Raw genomic sequence first — 17,503 nt, forward strand, 5'->3', positions numbered from 1 at the left:
AACCATTAAACCAATAGGGAATGTCTGATTGCTTTTTCCCTTCGCCGGCATTACCCGGATCAGGTTCCAAGGGTATGATCTCAGCCTGTTTTTCATCCCGTCGAAAAACGGGAAAGGCACCCCTATTGAGTTTGTGGCAAAGTTACTGCAATACCGCTTTTTTTGTCAATGAAATTCTGCATTTTCTGTCTTCCAAAGTCAACTGTTATTCTAAATTATTCTGCAAGAAGCTGTAAATCAGACTATATAATTTAGAATCTGATTTAATCGGAATAAAGGTAAATAAATACCTAAAATAGTTTATTTTTGCAAAACATTAACAATTACAACAATGTACGATCATCCAGGCAAGGTATTGATTTCTCCGGAGGACACTTTGTGGCAGATAGCGGAGCGTTATCCTGAGACCATTGCGGTTTTTGTCAGGCATGGCTTTTCGCTTATGGCCGATCCTGAGAAGCGGCTCGCGTTTGGCAGCAAATTGCGGCTCGACATTGCCCTTGGCATGCGTCAGATTGATTTCGAGGTGTTTTACAGCGAGCTGGAAGCTGCGGTCATGAATTCCGGCCGGCAGCCTGAGTACGGACCGGGTGTTGTGCGGGTGAAAGGTTTGTTGCCTTGTCCGGTGCGTTTGCCGCTTCAGGAAAAGCTCGATACCTTTGTAGCTTCGAGGCAGGCTGATGGCCTTGTGCTGGCTGGCGAACTCAAAGCGGCCTCTATGGGGCTGGACTGGTTGAAGAGCGATGCAGAGGCTGCAGCTTCGCCTTCTGAGCTGGACGACATATACCTTTCGGCCGGTTTTGATTTGTTTTTTGAGGAACGGTATTTCGGCAGGTTTATCAAATCCGGACATTTTGTGGATCCCACCGGATGGGACCGGCCAAATCCATGCTTTCCGCAGGCAGGCGTGGATATTCTTGATCCTTTGCGCAGGTATGGGGTTGTTGCTGTGGTTCCGGCTGTCTTTCTGGTAAACACGGCTGAGCTTGCAGGCCGGCCGGTGCCTTCGTCATGGGAGGATCTGTTGCATCCCCAATGGGAGGCATCGTTGAGTTTGCCGGTTTCCGATTTTGACCTGTTCAATGCCATCCTGCTGACTATCAGTAACAAATATGGCATGGATGCAGTGGAAGCCCTTGGGAGGAACATGCAACAAAGTCTGCATCCTGCCCAGATGGTAAAGTCGGAAAGGTTGAGCCGGAGGCCGGCTGTGACAATCATGCCAAATTTCTTTACCAAAATGGCCAGGCCAGGTGGCCCGATGCTGGCAGTCTGGCCCGCCGATGGGGCAATCCTCAGTCCTGTATTTATGATTGCCAAAAGCGATGGGAACAGCCATATCGGGGATGTAGCCTCCTTACTGGCTTCGCGCGAGGTAGGTGAAATCTTGTCGCATCTGGGATTGTTTCCGAGTGTGCATCCGCTGGTGGACAACCGGCTGCCTGCGGGCGCTCCCATGATGTGGCTTGGATGGGATTTTATCGGCTCCAACGATCTGAACACAGCTTTCGAAGCTTGCAATGAACGCTTCAAGAGCGCAACAACATATTAGATATGAATCTGATAACATTTTCCGGTCCGCCTTCTTCGGGCAAGACGAGTGTGATCATCAAAATGGCAGCCCAGCTTGCCCTCAAAGGCCTGAAAGTGGGAGCCGTGAAGTTTGATTGCCTGCATACCGACGATGACCTTGCCTACGAGCGCGCCGGAATTCCGGTAAAAAAGGGGCTGTCGGGTGCACTTTGTCCGGATCATTATTTTGTTTCGAACATTGAGGCCGTACTCGACTGGGGCCTGAATCAAAAGTTCGATATCCTGGTTTCGGAAAGCGCCGGATTGTGCAACCGGTGCAGCCCTTATATCAAAGAGATCACTGCCGTATGTGTGATTGACAACCTTAGTGGCATCAACACTCCGCGCAAGATCGGCCCCATGCTTCGCATGGCCGATGTGGTGGTCATCACCAAGGGCGATATTGTTTCGCAAGCCGAGCGCGAGGTGTTTGCAGCCCGCGTGCATGCGGTCAATCCTGCAGCCATTGTGATGCATGTCAATGGACTAACCGGTCAGGGCTCTTACGAACTGGCAGGTTTGATGCAGGTGGGCCAAAAGCAGGTGGACTCACTCAAGGGCAGCCGCCTGCGGTTTTCGATGCCTTCGGCCCTGTGTTCGTACTGCCTGGGCGAAACCCGCATCGGAGCTTCATATCAGATGGGTAATGTCAGGAAAATAAATATGGAGGAACAGCCGTGACCAGTCATGAAATGTTGCTTGGTTCGAGCCTGAAAGAACTAACCATCAGGTATCCCTACCTCGGTCAGTTCCTCGAGGCCTATCCCTTTGTGCTAAAGCAATCCGGCGATATTCCGCTGGGAGCTGTGCTACGGGAGCTCGAAAGCAGAGACGAAGATCTGGCTTTCGATGCCGGTAGCTTTATAGCTCAGTTGCAGGAGTTTATACAACAGATGCAGGAGTTTCTGGGTCAGGAGCATGCAGCGGTTGAGGTGCTGACTATCTTGCCGGGTTTCGATAAGCAGGGCAATCCGGAGGGATTCGAAAAGCTGGAGCTCGCGAAGGGAAGTGTAACCAGTATAGTCGGGCCGACGGGTTCAGGCAAGAGCAGGCTGCTGGCCGACATCGAATGGGTAGCCCAGGGCGATACGCCCACCGGTCGCCGGGTGCTGGTAAACAACCGGCCACCGCTCACCGACTGGCGGTATGCTTCGGGAAAAAAGCTGGTTGCCCAGCTGTCGCAAAACATGAATTTTGTGATGGACCTCGAAGTGGAGGAATTCCTCATGCTTCATGCCCGAAGCCGGATGATAGCCAATGCAGACGGGCTGGTGCGGCAGATCATAGCTCAGGCCAACGAGCTGGCCGGCGAAAAGTTTGGCCCACATACCCCCATCACCGCATTGAGCGGCGGACAGTCGCGCGCACTGATGATTGCCGATACGGCCATACTCAGCGCCAGCCCCGTGGTGCTGATTGATGAAATTGAGAATGCCGGAATCGACCGCCGCCGCGCCCTCGACCTGCTGATCAGGGAAGAAAAGATTGTGTTGATGGCTACACACGACCCCATCCTTGCCCTGATGGCCGACCAAAGGATTGTAATCAGCAATGGCGGCATCAGCAGGTTGATCAAAACTTCAGATGTCGAAAAGGCGATGCTGGCCGAACTTGAGCATTACGACAAAAAGATGATGCAATTCAGAAATCAACTCCGTCATGGAGGACTTTTGCACGAAATAACTGATTTATAAACCTTTATTATTGAAAGTTATGCACGACGGTTGTACAGGTACATTTACCGACGGAAAAATGGTGGTGGATAAGATCCGCCAGATGGGCTTCGACAAGCAATTCATGCCCGTGGCCTTTACCTTGCAGTGCAGCAATTGCGGCCAGCATTTTGAGATGGAATGCTTCGAAACGCATTGCCCCGGCTGCGGGATGGTTTATGGTGTTACCCCCTGCCATTCCTACGATCCGAACAACATTATGCCAGCAGGAATAGGGTACTGATCAGGACAAGTTTTACTGCAGGCAATGAAAAAGTGGCGCTGGCTTCACAAATGGTTGTCGTTGGTTTTCGGATTGCTGTTGATTTTGTGGGCAGCATCCGGCATTTTGCTCAACCACAGAAGCCTGATCAGCGGGCTTGACGTGCCCCGGACCTTGCTGCCAGAAAATTATAAACCGGATAATTACAACCTGGCCAGCATCAGGTCGGGCTTGCACGAAGGCGACAGCCTGCTGGTTTGGGGCAACATAGGTATTTGGATCACCGACACTGCCCTGGCCGGTTGGCGTCCTTTGATGGATGGCCTGCCCGAAGGTATGGACAACCGCCGTACCATGTGCCTGCTTCGTGCTTCGTCGGGTTTGCTGCTGGCGGCAACACAGTCGGGGCTTTATGCGCTGGACGACAACAACCTCTGGCATAAAATCCATCTGCCGCTCCATGACGAACGCATCATGGACATAAGTGAAGCCGAAGGCAATATTTATGTAGTCAGCAGGTCGGAGGTGTTTGTGTCGCCCGTGGATGGCAGCCTGTTAAGCTTCCGTGAGGTATCGCTTCCTCCCTCTGCGGATGAAGATGGGAAGACCAGTTTGTTTCGGACATTGTGGGTGCTGCACAGCGGAGAAGTGCTGGGCGCTGCCGGAAAGCTCGTTGTGGACTTTTTTGGTTTGCTGATGATCTTTTTTGTGCTGACCGGTTACATTTACTTTTTCTTTCCCGCTTTGATCCGAAGGGCAAAGAATAAGGGAAGAGATGCTGTGGCGCTTGTTGCAATCAACAGGTTTAGCGTGCGTTGGCACAACAAGCTCGGGTTATGGTTTGGTGTTTTTTTGATTTTTACTGCACTTACAGGCATGTTTCTGCGGCCACCACTGCTGATTGCTATCGCCCGGAGCAAGGTGCCCAAGCTGAAAGGAACAATGCTCAATCATCCCAACACCTGGCACGACAAACTGAGGGCACTGAGGTATGACGCGCAAACCGGTGGGTTTCTCATTGTAACCAACGAACGGATCTATTTTACCCCCGACTTGCATAATGAGCCAGCCAGACCATTTCCGGTTCAGCCACCCTTATCCGTTATGGGGATCAATGTGCTGGAGCGACTGGATGACGGATTCTGGCTGATTGGGAGTTTCAACGGCCTGTTCGCCTGGCAGCCTGAACGAGGGGCGGTTGTTGATTATTTCACTGGCGAACCACATCGTTTTAATCCCAATGTGTCTTCGCCCATAGGCAGGAATATGGTTGCGGGTATGATCCGCCTGAAAGCACGGGACATGGTGTTCGATTACAACCTGGGTTTGACGGGGAAGCGTTATGCCATGCCCGATGAACTGACAAGGCAAGGATTTCCGTTGTGGAATCTGGCGCTTGAAGTGCATACCGGACGTGTATTCCAGTTTCTGCTGGGGCCGTTGTATATCCTGCTGGTTCCGGTCATGGGCCTGATTGCGTTGGTTATTCTGATCAGCGGATTGGTGATCTATATCCGGCGCCTGCTAAGAAAGAATCATTCTAAATAAGCGAAATTTTTAACATTTATTTGGAGAATTATGTAAGCTGAATTATTTTTGCTTTAAGAATAAAGGCATTAAAATACTATAATTCTTAAATAAGGTATTCATGAGAACCAAAACAAGCTCGAAGAAGATGCCTGCGGGGTTTAAGCTGGCATTTGTGCTTCTGGCAGGGGTGGGGGCAGGACTGGCTGTCTATGGTTTTTATGCCAGCAGGGCACACAGTTATCTGTCGGACGATCCGCGCACCTGTGTCAACTGCCACATCATGGCGCCGCAGTATGCCACCTGGCAGCACAGTTCACATCGCGAAGTGGCCACTTGCAACGACTGCCACGTGCCACACGACAATGTGTTCAACACCTATTACTTTAAAGCGATGGATGGCCTGAGGCATGCCACGATATTTACGCTAAGGGCAGAGCCGCAGAATATTTTCATTAAAGAGGCTGGTATTCAGGTGGTGCACAACAACTGCATCCGTTGTCACAGCACCCTGATCACCGATGCCAAGCTGCTTGCCCAAACCACGCAGTTTCACGACAAGTTTGGCGAACGCCTGTGCTGGGATTGTCACCGCGAAGTGCCGCACGGCCGGGTTAAAAGTTTGTCGAGCACGCCATATGCACGCGTACCGGTACCTGAGTCACCGGTTCCGGGCTGGATGAAAAACCTGATGAAGTAAAATACAAAAACCAAAACCATTATTATATGAATTCGTTACATCAAGAAAAGAGTAAAAAAGGATTTTACTGGTTGTTGTTTGCAGGCAGCCTGATCGGGGTGTTTTTGCTGGGTTTGCTCGTAGCCTCGATTACCGAGCGCAGGGCGGAGGCGGTGTTTGCTTACAGTCCCAAGGTGGAACTGGCCGATTTTGAACCCAGAAATGAGGTTTGGGGTCAGAATTTCCCTTGGCAGTATGAATCGTACCGCAAGACGCAGGAGACTGACTTCCGCACGCCCCATGGGGGCAACGCCATGCGCGACATGCTTGAGGAAGCACCCGAATTGGTTGTTTTGTGGGCTGGTTATGCATTTTCAAAGGATTACAACCAGGGCAGGGGACACTCGTACGCTATAACCGACACAAGAAACACCCTCCGGACAGGCGGACCTCTGGCTCCGGACAAAGGAATGCCCAGCACCTGCTGGACCTGCAAAAGTCCTGATGTGCCCAGGATGATGAATCAGATGGGGGTAAAGGAATTTTACAGCACCACCTGGGCCGCACTTGGGCACGAGCACCCAAACTCGATTGGCTGTGCCGATTGTCATGATCCAAAAACCATGAACCTGACCATTACCCGTCCGGCCCTCATCGAGGCATATCAGGCTATGGGTAAGGATATTACCAAAGCCACACACCAGGAAATGCGCTCGCTGGTGTGTGCCCAATGCCATGTGGAGTATTACTTCGACAGGAAAAGGCCGGGTGCCGAAGGTGCATTTTACCTGACCTTCCCCTGGACCAAGGGAATGGGGCCTGAAGAGATGCTGGCGTATTACGACGAGTTTGGTTTCAGCGACTGGACACACCCACTCAGCAAGGCGCCAATGCTGAAGTCGCAACACCCGGATTATGAAGTATATACAACCGGTATCCATGCCGAGCGTGGGGTATCATGTGCCGACTGCCATATGCCTTATGTGAGCGAAGGTGGCTTGAAGTATAGCAACCATCATGTGACCTCACCTTTGAAGTACGTATCACAGGCATGTCAGACCTGCCACCGCGAAAGCGAAGCCACCCTGATGAAAAATGTGTACGACCGGCAGAACAAAGTGGCTGAACTGCGTCATAAGGCTGAGAAACTCATTGTGCATGCGCATGTGGAGGCCAAGGCTGCCTGGGATGCCGGTGCTACGGAAGCCGAAATGAAGGATATCCTTTACGACATTCGCGCCGCACAGTGGTTCTGGGATTATGTGGCTGCATCGCATGGTGGATCATTCCATGCCCCAGTGGAAAGCGCCAGGGTGATGGGCAAAGCCATCGACCGTGCACAGTCGGCCAGGGTAAAGCTTGCAAGGGTGTTGGCTACCAAGGGAATAACTGCCGAGATTCCTTATCCCGACATCAGCACAAAGGCCAAGGCACAGGCGTTTATCGGACTTGATATGGACGCATTGCGTCAGGAAAAACAGGTGTTCAAGGAGCAGATTCTGCCGGAATGGGACCGCAAAGCTGCCGAACGCCAGGCCGCCATGCCTATGGTTCGTAAATAAGCTGCTTCATATTTTAAAGTGTTGGTTGTCAGCATGGGGCTGCCTGAAAAGGCGGCCCTTTTGCATATCAGCAGGTTCATATTGTTAAAACTGTATTTCAATTTTTCCGCAACGAAACTCAGTTCTGACTATCAGAGAGACGTTCTGGTCCGGAATTTTTTGCCTTGAAGTTTATTAAGATTCTTTGTGGTATATGACAACTATCTCATAATTAACAAGATGTGCCCTTGTGTTTATAATGCGCACGAAATGTTGCAGTGTAGGTAATCCGGGTTGTCAAAAAAAATCTTGCCGGATACTTGATTTTAGTTAACGTAAACTTTTTTTTTGAATTGAAAAATTATATTTGCTGTGGCATACATGGTAATCCATACCAATATTCTTTTATAAACCAAAACTCAATCCTATGTCAAACAGATTTACGTTTCTGCGTCTGCTTCCGGCTTTGCTGTTCGCATGGCTGTTGGTCGGAAGTAATGTGGTTCTGGCTCAGGAGCCTCCGGGTTCAACCTGTGAGAATCCGCTGATTGTGGACCCTGTGGCTGCGCCATTGGTAGGTTTTCAGATCAATTCTGAGCCTTACGGAAACAACTACAGCTCCACGATGGTAGTTCCGAACACGAGCTATCTCAATGGAAATGATGTAGTTTTCCAGTTTACCCTGTCAAGTCCGTGTTTCATCAATGCCTCCATTCAAGGCTCGTGGACAGGGCTGATTTTTGTGGGTTCGTGTCCGAATGCCGCCAATCCTGTTCCTCGTTTGGCGTTTGCTGGGGGATCGACAGGCGCCACTGTGCCTCAGTTTTCATTGGATCCTGGCACCTATTTTATGATTGCCAGCACCTGGCCGGCTCCACAATTCACCGATATGACCATCAATTTCTCTGCTACCCCCATTCCTCAGGACGCTAATCTAGTGACGAATGTCAGTAGCCTGAATGTGGGTTGGGCAGTGCCTGGCTTTGATACCCAGAGCAAGACATTCACCATCACCAACAACGGTCTTGCAGAAGCTTCCATCAACCCTGCAGCTGTCAGCTTCACCGGTACAGGTGCTTCGCAGTTCTCGGTTGAGTGGCCAACCACAACTGCTCCGGCCTCCATCACACCCGTAACTACCCTCCTTGATGCCACTCAGGCTTCGGGTAACCTGCCGGCTATCATAGACAATGCAGGCAATAACCGTGGTGCGGGATTCAACGGACAATACGTCTTTGTGGCTTCGCGACAGAACGGAAACCATGTGTATTATTGGGATATCAATAACCCGGGTGCTCCCCAGGAGCTCAACCTCACCGGTGTTTCCGGCGGTACGTTTACCCTTTCAGATCTTGCCGTAGTTGGAAACCATATTTTTGTTTCCAACATGGTTTTTGCCGGCGGTGAGTTTAAGGTGTACTATTGGAATGGTCTAACTGCCCAGCCCACGGTGTTGCTCAGCTATCCCAATGCGCCCGCACGCCTGGGCGATGCTTTCACCGTTGTGGGCGACCCGGCAGGCAATGCTTTCCTGATTGCCAGCGGACATGGCACCAAAGACTTTTATGTCTGGGAGATTGTCAACGGCCAGATTCCAAATACTACGCCCGTCGTTTACAACTTCCCGACCATTACCAATGCCAACTTTGGCCGTGTGGTCGGGATTCCCGGATCGAATTACTTTATTGCATCAGGTTCTGGCTTCGGAGTGCTGCTGCTTGATCCGCAGATGAATATTCTGGCCGAAATACCAGCTGCATGGTTCCCCTACTGGAGCATGTACCCGATGGTGTTTTACAGCAGTGGCCAGCGTTATCTGGCATACCACCATGTGCAGACCGGGGCCGGTGGTAACCAAAATGTATTTTATGTGCTCGACCTGAGTGGTCCTGATCTTGTAACTGCATTTAACAACCTCGCAGCTGGAGTGTTTGCCGACAAGGTGGTGCATTCGGTTAACCTGGGCAACGTGGCCAACGGAAATGCCAGCGTAGGCCTGGACAATGTGCCTGATGCACAGGGTAATCCTGTATTCATGGCTTACAGTGCAGGCAACGGTTTTATTGTACAGAAGTTCACCAACGTTGAGCCTGTTGTCATTCCTTTTGGACAAAGCAGAACCGTAAAAGTGAATTTTAACCCATCTGCCACCGGACTTGCCGAGGCTGTTTTGAATATACCTTATAATAACGCCAAAGGCCTGTTGGAGTTGCCTGTTCAGGGCACCGGATACGATCCGATGAGTGCTTTCTCTCAGAACTTCGACGAAGTGAATCCTATTCCTGCCGGTTGGATGCCCGATGGATGGAGTGGCCTGGTGCAGTCCACAGCTGCTACGGCTGTGGTGGATGTGCGAAATGTAGGTTCACCCATATCGCCCCCGAACCACGTTCGTTTGTTTTATGCCACCGATTTGAACGCTAACGTGCTGCTCATTTCCCCGGTGGTCACCAACCTGGCCCAGTCGTGGGTAAGATTTGCCGCCAAGATGTCTGTGAGCACACATACAGGAAATGTGCAGGTGGGTTATACGACCAGCAGAACGAATCCGGCCGATTTCGTACCCGTTCAGACTGTTGGTGTTACCGGAACCTACGCTAACTACAATGTGTCGTTTGTTGGTGGAAGTTTCCCTGACAATGCCTACATCGCATTCCGTTTTGTTCCGGAGGTTGCCAGCCGCACCCTCTACCTTGATGACATTATTTATGAAGAGGTACCCACGCAGCCGGTTCTGGGCGCTGATAAAGACCAGGTGAACTTTGGAAACAATGTATTTATTTACGAAACAGCCAACAATACGCTGACCATCTCCAATACCGGTGCAGGCACCCTCACCATCAACCAGGGAGGAGTGAGCATTACCGGAGCTGATGCAGCTGCATTCAACATCGTTTATCCAGATGGTATGACCTGGCCAATCGCCCTAACAACCGGTCAGACTTTTGTGTTCAATCTTCAGTTTACACCTGCTGAAGCAAGACCTTATGCCGCAAACCTTGTGATCCAGGCAAACACGGCTCAGGGCACGCATACCATTCCTTTGCTTGGAACCGGATATGATGCCACGGTGCAGCCGGGATTCCTTTATGATTTTGTGGGCCAGTGGCCACCTCAGGACTGGCGCAAGTTTGAAGGTTTGTTTGGTACACAGCCCATCGTACCAAGCACAGCAAACATTTGGGTACACAAGAAGTTTGGCAACAATGCCAGCCTGCCGGCCAACAACAGTGCCAATATTAACCTTTACAGCACGTCGCGTCGCCACTGGCTGATGTCGCCCCCCATCAACCTGGGCGATGGCAGGACAACTTACCAGCTCGAGTTCGATCTGGCGCTGACAGAATGGAACCAGACCACCCCTGCAACGCTCGGGCCAAGCCACAAGTTTGCGGTGGTCATTTCTACCGATGGCGGTCTCACCTGGTCGACTGACAACGTGCTGCAGTGGTGGGATCAGTCCACCCCAATCAGCAATACCGGCGATCACATTGTGATCAGCCTGAGTGGTTACAGTGGCCGCGTCATGCTTGGATTCTACGGTGAAGCCACGGTATCAGGAGGTGATGTGGATCTGTTCTTCACCAATGTAACCGTTGTGCCTTCGGCTGTGAATCCATTTGCACCGCCGCAGAATTTAACTGCTACAACCGCTCCCAACAGCGTAACGCTCAACTGGGACGCTCCTGCAGTGAACACAAATGCGCTTAATCCGGAAACTTATTTGCCTGCTATCAACGGCAATGCAGCTCCGGTTGTTGTTGGTTCGGGCTATGATGCAGCTGTAAGCGTAGCAGCCGGAGCATCGGCAGAGCTGATGCAGACCGGTGGTGCTGCCAACCTGCTGCCTGGCGGATACAAAGCCAACAGCACCCGTACCGGCCGCACCCTGCTCCATGACAACGGACCATTCATCAACAGCCCCGGCACAGGTCCTGGCGGTTCGGATGAAAGCATCCTGCAGAACAGCACCCTGGGTATGAACACCCTTGGCGCCGGCATCCAGTATGCTTCGGGCAACCGCATGGCCGACGACGTGGTAGTTCCTGAAACCTGGAACGTGGAAAGCATCACTGTGTATGCATACCAGACCGGTTCGACCACAACCAGCACCATGACAGGCGGTTACATCCAGGTATGGGATGGCGATCCTACCCAGGGTGGCCAGATCATCTGGGGCGACATGACTACCAACAGGATGACAGCTACCGGTTGGACCAACACCTACCGCAGGAGTGAAACCACTCCCGGCACCACCCGTCCGATCATGTATCTTGTACTGGAAACTCCTGGTCTGACGCTTGAGCCCGGCACCTACTGGATTGATTACAGTCTGGCAGGCAGCCTGGCCAGCGGCCCCTGGGCACCTCCGATCACCATCAACGGACAAGCCGTGACAGGCAATGCCAAGCAGTTCCTTGGCAGCAGCCAGACCTGGCAGGACTTCCTCGACACGGGCACCGGCACACCCGCACAGGGATTGCCCTTCCTGATCGAAGGCACTGCCGGTGGCGGTGGCGGCAGCAACCTCGCTGGTTACAACATTTACCGCGATGGTACATTGATTGGCAACGTAGCTGCCAATACCACTACCTACACAGATGCGCCTGTGGCTGCCGGTACATATACTTATGGAGTAACAGCAGTGTATGGCGAACCCAATCCGGGTGAAAGCGAGCCGGTTACAACAACTGTAACGGTGAGTGGTCCAAGTGGCGCAATCATTGCAGTAAGTCCGGAAAGCATCAGCAATACCTTGGAACCAAACCAGACTGGCACGCAAATGCTGACCATCAGCAATACAGGTGGAGAGCTCCTCGAATTTACCATCACTGTGACTACCAATACCCGTGGTACCACGGCAGTTGAAACCCCGCGTGAAGGTTACAGTTTGCCAATGGGCAGCGACCGCATGAATCCGACAGACGCAGCCATACCAGCCGAGCCTGTGATTAAACCGCTCGAAACCCTTGTATATCGCAGCCTGACACAAGGCTTTGAAGACATCACCCTGCTTCCGGGTCTTGGTTGGGCGCTCACCAACAACAGCTCGCCCCTTGGCACCACCAGCTGGTTCCAGGGCAATGCCACGGTATTTCCTGCACAAGCCGGACCTGAGACCTCTTACATCGGGGCCAACTACAACAACACCGGAAGCATCGGCACCATCAGCAACTGGTTGATAACTCCTGTGCTCGAACTTGAAAACGGTGCAACCGTCACCTTCTGGACGCGCACACCTGCCAACAGCACCTGGGCCGACAGGCTCGAGCTGCGCATGAGCACGGCCGGCAGCAGTACGAATGTGGGAAGCACAGCCACTTCGGTAGGTGATTTCACCACCGTGCTGCTTACAGTCAATCCCGACCTGGTACCCACAGGATATCCTCAGGTTTGGACGGAATACACAGCCACCATCAGTGGCCTCAGTGCCCCGGTAAGTGGTCGTCTGGCCTTCCGTTACTATGTTACCGACGCAGGCGCCAATGGAACCAATTCCAACTACATCGGCATTGACTCCTTTGTGTACAGCGGCCAGGGTGGCGGCGGAGGTGGTGGAGATACCTGGCTCACAGCCACACCGCTCACAGGTACCGTACCTGCAGGTGGAAACACCATGGTGGAAGTTGGCTTCAACTCGGCCAACCTGGCTTTGGGTACGTACACAGGTAACCTTAACATTGCCAGCAATGCCACCAACCAACCCAGCCTGGATGTGCCTGTAACGCTCAATGTAGCAGGCCCATCGTACGCATTGCCATTTGAAGAAGACTGGGCAAGCGGCAGCTTTGCCACCAACGGCTGGAGCTTTGATCCTACCCAGGGCAACTGGCGCATAATTACCAGCGCTGGTAACCCGGCACCCTCAGCTGAGTTCTACTGGAGCCCCAGCACACAGAACTACAGCCATGCACTGGTTAGCCGCGACCTGGATGCGACAGCAAATAGTACCGTTATCTTTGATTTCGATATCTTCTTAGACAACTACAACACCTCAACTTTGGAAGAGATGAAGGTGTATGTCTGGGATGGCGCCTCCTGGGTTTTGATCGATACCTTCAGCAATCAGGGCGACGACTTCCCGTGGACAAGCAAGTCATACAACATCACGGCCCATGCTGCCGGAAAGATTACGAGGGTAAAATTTGAGGCCACAGGCGCCAACTCGTTCAACCTCAACTGGTGGCGGATTGACAATATCAAGGTTTATCAGCCTGCAACAGTTGACCTGGCTGCCCTGGCCGTAGTGGGTAATGTTACGCCAACCGTCGGAACAGCTTCGACCTATACTGTTCAGGTTAAAAATAATGGCGGAGCCACCCAAAGCAACTACACTGTAAAACTCCGGGTTAATGGTACGGAAGTTGCCAGTGTAGCCGGACCGGCTGTTGAGCCTGCACAAATTGTAGATGTGCCCCTAACCTGGACACCTGCCACAGAAGGTGCATTTGCCCTCACAGGTGAAGTGATCGTGGCCGGTGATGAAAACCCCGCCAACAACATCACACCTCCGCTTAACGTGCTGGTACAACCCTCGGGTATTGTCGCCATCACCATTGGCGGCCAGACCACCCTGCCCACCTACCGCATTCCCTTCGACTTCTACTGGAAGAACTCCCTGGCACAGACCCTGTTCTATCCCGATGAGATGGACAATACTGCTGGGGCAATCACTGGCATCAACCTGTTTAACAACTTCGCCACCAACCTGCCTGGAAAGGAAGTAAAGATCTGGATGGGCACCACCACCCAGCCCGACCTCTCCGACGGTTGGGTTGATCCTTCCACCTTGACCCTGGTCTTCGACGGTACGGTTGATTTCCCCATTGGCGCCAACACCATCTTTATTCCTTTCAACCAGCCTTACATCTACACCGGTGGTAACCTGGTGCTCTACACCTATAGGGTATGGGAAGACCAGTATTTCAACAGCAACGACAAGTTCTATGTGACTGAGACCCCCAACAAGCCCAACCGCACACGCCATGTGCAGGCCGATGCCACGGTGTACGATCCCACCAATCCGCCTGCTCCGGCAGCCACACAGCTCAAGAACGGACATCCCGACATCACCCTGTTCTTCAACACCAGCGGCCTTGGCGCACTGCAGGGCGTGGTCAGCAATCCGCAGGGTGCACCTGTCGAAGGTGTGAAAGTGCAGATTGTGGGCACCAGCAGCATCACCTACACCAACGCACAGGGACAGTATAACTTCCCCTATGTGATTGCAGGACAGATCAATGTTGAGTTCAGCAAGCTGGGCTACATCACCCAGACCCAGCCGGCCACCATCACTGCCGACCAGACCACCACACTCAATGTGACCCTGCAGCCCATGCCGCAGGTTACGGTGAGCGGATTTGTGGCTGGCAACGATGCCCCCACCGTAGGGCTTGCAGGCGCAGCCGTGGTGCTCGAAGGGTATCAGAACTACAATGCCACTACCGGTGCCAATGGCCAGTTCAGCATAGCCGGAGTGTATGCCAACCAGACCTACACCATCAAGGTGACCAAGGACGGATATCAACCCTACCAGAGCACCGTTCAGGTAGGCGGCACCAACCTGACCCTGCCCAACATCATCCTTACCGAGATCATCCTCTCGCCCAAGAACCTCACAGCTACCATCAGCCCCACCAACCCCAACCTGGTGCAGCTGCAGTGGAACATGATCCAGGAAGTGGAATTCCGTTATGACGACGGTGTTTCCACCGGACAGCTGGGCTTCCAGAGCGGCACCACCAATGGGGTGATTGGCGCCAAGCATCCGCAATCGGCCACCCTGAGCGAGCTGAGCTGGTACCTGACCAGCGAAGGCGGCCCCCATGCCAGCATCGTGATCCGTGTGTTCGGACTGGACGCACAAGGTATGCCCAACAGCGCTAATGTGCTCTACGAAGCCACGGTGACCAATGTGGACAACCAGTGGAACACGCACACCCTGCCGCAACCCATTGTGGCTCAGGGCGGATTCTTCATCGGAGTGGCCTACAACGGCTTTGTAGGGATAGCCACCGACGATGGTGTGGGCGAACCCTGGGTATTCCAGGATGGTACACACTACTACAACAGCAACTACACCTCCGGCACATGGAGCACCTTCGAAAGCCTGGGTGCCGACTTCCGCAAGAACTGTCTGATCAGGGCCAAGGGCGCTCCCGGTGCAGTGAACTCCTATGCCATCACCCCGCCCATCATCAATGGCGAGCCCATGAGCTACATCCCCGGCAAGAAGGTGGAAACCGGCGAGCCTGCATGGAGCAACAACGAAAGCAAGGCCCTGCAGTACTTCAAGGTGTACAAGAATGGTCAGTTGCTGGCCAGCAACATCACCCAGATGGAATACAGCTACATGGAAATGCAGCTGGGACAGCACTGCTATCATGTGACGGCAGTGTATGGCTCGGGCGAGTCGGGACCTTCGAACGAGGCCTGTGTGAACATCCTGGTAGGTGTTGACGAGCAGTTGGAAGCTGCTACCAGCCTGTATCCCAACCCGGCCAGCGAAGCCTTCAGCATCCGCAGCCTGCCCATGCAGCGTGTCACCATAACCAATGCCGTAGGCGTGGTGGTGAGCGATGCCATGCTCAGCGGCGAAACCATGCTCAAGGTGCACACCGAAAGCTGGAAAGCCGGCGTTTATCTCATTCAGATCCACACCGACAAAGGCACCATAACCAAAAGACTGGTTGTAGTGAGGTAGTCTGGTGATACCAATTGACGAAACCGGCCGACCCAGATGGGTCGGCCGGTTTTTTTATTGAAAAGCCTCTGCTTTTTTTATTTCAGTAGCTAATACATTGAAAATCAAAATTCCGACTCGAGGGGCTATAACATCAATCTTAGAAATCTTCTTTATGTGTAAGTGAGTATTTATGCTGGTTGTAGAGTTGCTCGTACTCTTTCTGCCAGAAAAAGTTTTGCTCACCAAATGCCGGCTTGAGTTCATCAATCCACGTGGCATGGAAGTTATAGCTTGCGAAAAACGGTTTACGCACCCAATCCGGATTACGACCTTGCAAAAATTGCAGCACGAACAACTTTTCGCCATGAATTTCGGTCAACCCAAGAACCTGCACCTTACCAGGAGAGGCCGACATCACGGGGCCACGAACAGTTCGTGCAACGCCACTTACCTGGATGTATGCCTTGCGGTAAATCTCATAGGCTTCCTCCAATTTTACGCTGAAATAGTGATGAGCGCCGGTATCGCGGGCCAAAAACATGTAATAAGGGATACATCCCAAACTAACCTGTTTTCGCCACATTTCTGCCCATATATCTTCATTATCATTGATGTGTCGCAATAGTGGCGACTGCGTCCTGATCTCAACATTGACGTTGCGGAGCCGCTCAATAGCATTCTTTGTCTCAACTGTATCCAGTTCAACAGGATGGTTGAAATGGGCCATAATGGTGAGGTGTTTTCCTGCCTGAAATACTTTCTGAAAAAGCCTCATCAGCTCGTCGCTATCCGCATCCGTGGTGAATCGGTAGGGCCAATAGGAAAGGGCTTTCGTTCCCAATCGAATGGTGTGAATATGATCGAATTCAGGCGAAAGAAGAGGCTCGATATACTTTGCCAATAGGCTTGATTTCATAGTTAAGGGATCACCACCGGTAAACAATACATTGGTTACTCCGGGTTTACTGCGCAGATAACCTGTGAGCATGGAAGCTTCCCTGGAAGCAAATCGCATCTCGTCCATACCGGTAAATTGTGGCCATCGGAAACAAAATGTGCAATAGGCATGACATGTTTGCCCCTGGCTGGGGAAAAAAAGAACTGTTTCGCGATATTTGTGCTGAATCCCCTCGAGCCGTCTGCCGTTTTTTATTGGAACGTTCAGGTCAAGCTGTCCGGCAGGATGTGGATTCAATCTCAATCTGATTTGATTGACAGCATCCTTGATCAGCTTTTCATCACCTCCTTGCTTTAATAATGAGTAAATTGTCGCAAAATCGTGAGGTAAAAGCATGTCGCGTTGCGGAAAATTGAGAACAAACATGGGATCTTCTGGAATATTGTCCCAGTCAATCAAATGATTGATTACGTAATTATTTGTCTTAAAGGGGAATACATGAGCAACAGTTTCGATTTCGTTTAAAAGACTGGCGGGGAGCTTTTTTATTTGTGGTATTTCTCTGAAATTTCTTAATGTAAAAACCTTGTATTTTTTTTCCATGTAAGTATAAATTTGGTATTAGGATTACTCCTGAAAATATGTTGTAATGTGTGCTGCAGCTT

9 protein-coding genes and 1 riboswitch are annotated in these 17,503 nt (G+C 51.9%); of the genes, 8 read left to right on the top strand and 1 reads right to left on the bottom strand.

Translation table 11 applies throughout. The features are described from left to right. Positions 1 to 18 precede the first annotated feature (18 nt). A riboswitch (TPP riboswitch) is annotated at positions 19 to 134 on the bottom strand. Between the two features lie 197 nt (positions 135 to 331). The 8 genes from IPM52_00755 to IPM52_00790 all read left to right on the top strand — a co-directional run bounded on the left by IPM52_00755 (position 332) and on the right by IPM52_00790 (position 15,958). Next, the gene (locus tag IPM52_00755; GenBank protein MBK9290157.1) at positions 332 to 1,552 is read left to right on the top strand and encodes an ABC transporter substrate-binding protein; all 1,221 of its coding nucleotides are present in this window, start codon (positions 332 to 334) and stop codon (positions 1,550 to 1,552) included. A gap of 2 nt (positions 1,553 to 1,554) precedes the next feature. Next, positions 1,555 to 2,253, top strand: a complete 699-nt coding sequence (locus tag IPM52_00760; GenBank protein ID MBK9290158.1) for a hypothetical protein — start codon at positions 1,555 to 1,557, stop codon at positions 2,251 to 2,253. A gap of 11 nt (positions 2,254 to 2,264) precedes the next feature. Next, positions 2,265 to 3,266 carry an ATP-binding cassette domain-containing protein gene (locus IPM52_00765; protein MBK9290159.1) on the top strand — a complete coding sequence of 334 codons (1,002 nt, stop codon included), beginning with the start codon at positions 2,265 to 2,267 and terminating at the stop codon, positions 3,264 to 3,266. Positions 3,267 to 3,285: 19 nt separating this feature from the next. Next, positions 3,286 to 3,528 carry a hypothetical protein gene (locus IPM52_00770; protein MBK9290160.1) on the top strand — a complete coding sequence of 81 codons (243 nt, stop codon included), beginning with the start codon at positions 3,286 to 3,288 and terminating at the stop codon, positions 3,526 to 3,528. Positions 3,529 to 3,552: 24 nt separating this feature from the next. Beyond that, positions 3,553 to 5,055, top strand: coding sequence for a PepSY domain-containing protein (locus tag IPM52_00775; protein ID MBK9290161.1), 1,503 nt, complete (start codon positions 3,553 to 3,555; stop codon positions 5,053 to 5,055). 127 nt (positions 5,056 to 5,182) lie between these two features. After that, positions 5,183 to 5,734 (top strand): cytochrome c nitrite reductase small subunit, encoded by a 552-nt coding sequence (nrfH, locus tag IPM52_00780; GenBank protein MBK9290162.1) that lies wholly within the window; start codon positions 5,183 to 5,185, stop codon positions 5,732 to 5,734. A gap of 26 nt (positions 5,735 to 5,760) precedes the next feature. Beyond that, on the top strand, positions 5,761 to 7,275 hold the full coding sequence (nrfA, locus tag IPM52_00785; protein ID MBK9290163.1) for an ammonia-forming cytochrome c nitrite reductase: 1,515 nt from the start codon (positions 5,761 to 5,763) through the stop codon (positions 7,273 to 7,275). A gap of 406 nt (positions 7,276 to 7,681) precedes the next feature. Continuing rightward, complete coding sequence (locus tag IPM52_00790; GenBank protein ID MBK9290164.1) at positions 7,682 to 15,958, top strand: DUF4623 domain-containing protein; 8,277 nt, start codon at positions 7,682 to 7,684, stop codon at positions 15,956 to 15,958. Positions 15,959 to 16,097: 139 nt separating this feature from the next. Here IPM52_00790 and IPM52_00795 read toward each other — a convergent pair whose 3' ends face one another. Beyond that, positions 16,098 to 17,441: a lysine 2,3-aminomutase gene (locus IPM52_00795; GenBank protein MBK9290165.1), complete on the bottom strand. Its 1,344-nt coding sequence runs from the start codon at positions 17,439 to 17,441 to the stop codon at positions 16,098 to 16,100. Positions 17,442 to 17,503: the final 62 nt, after the last annotated feature.

The organism is Bacteroidota bacterium (genome assembly GCA_016715945.1).
In the GTDB taxonomy this organism is placed as follows: Bacteria; Bacteroidota; Bacteroidia; order Bacteroidales; family F082; genus JALNZU01.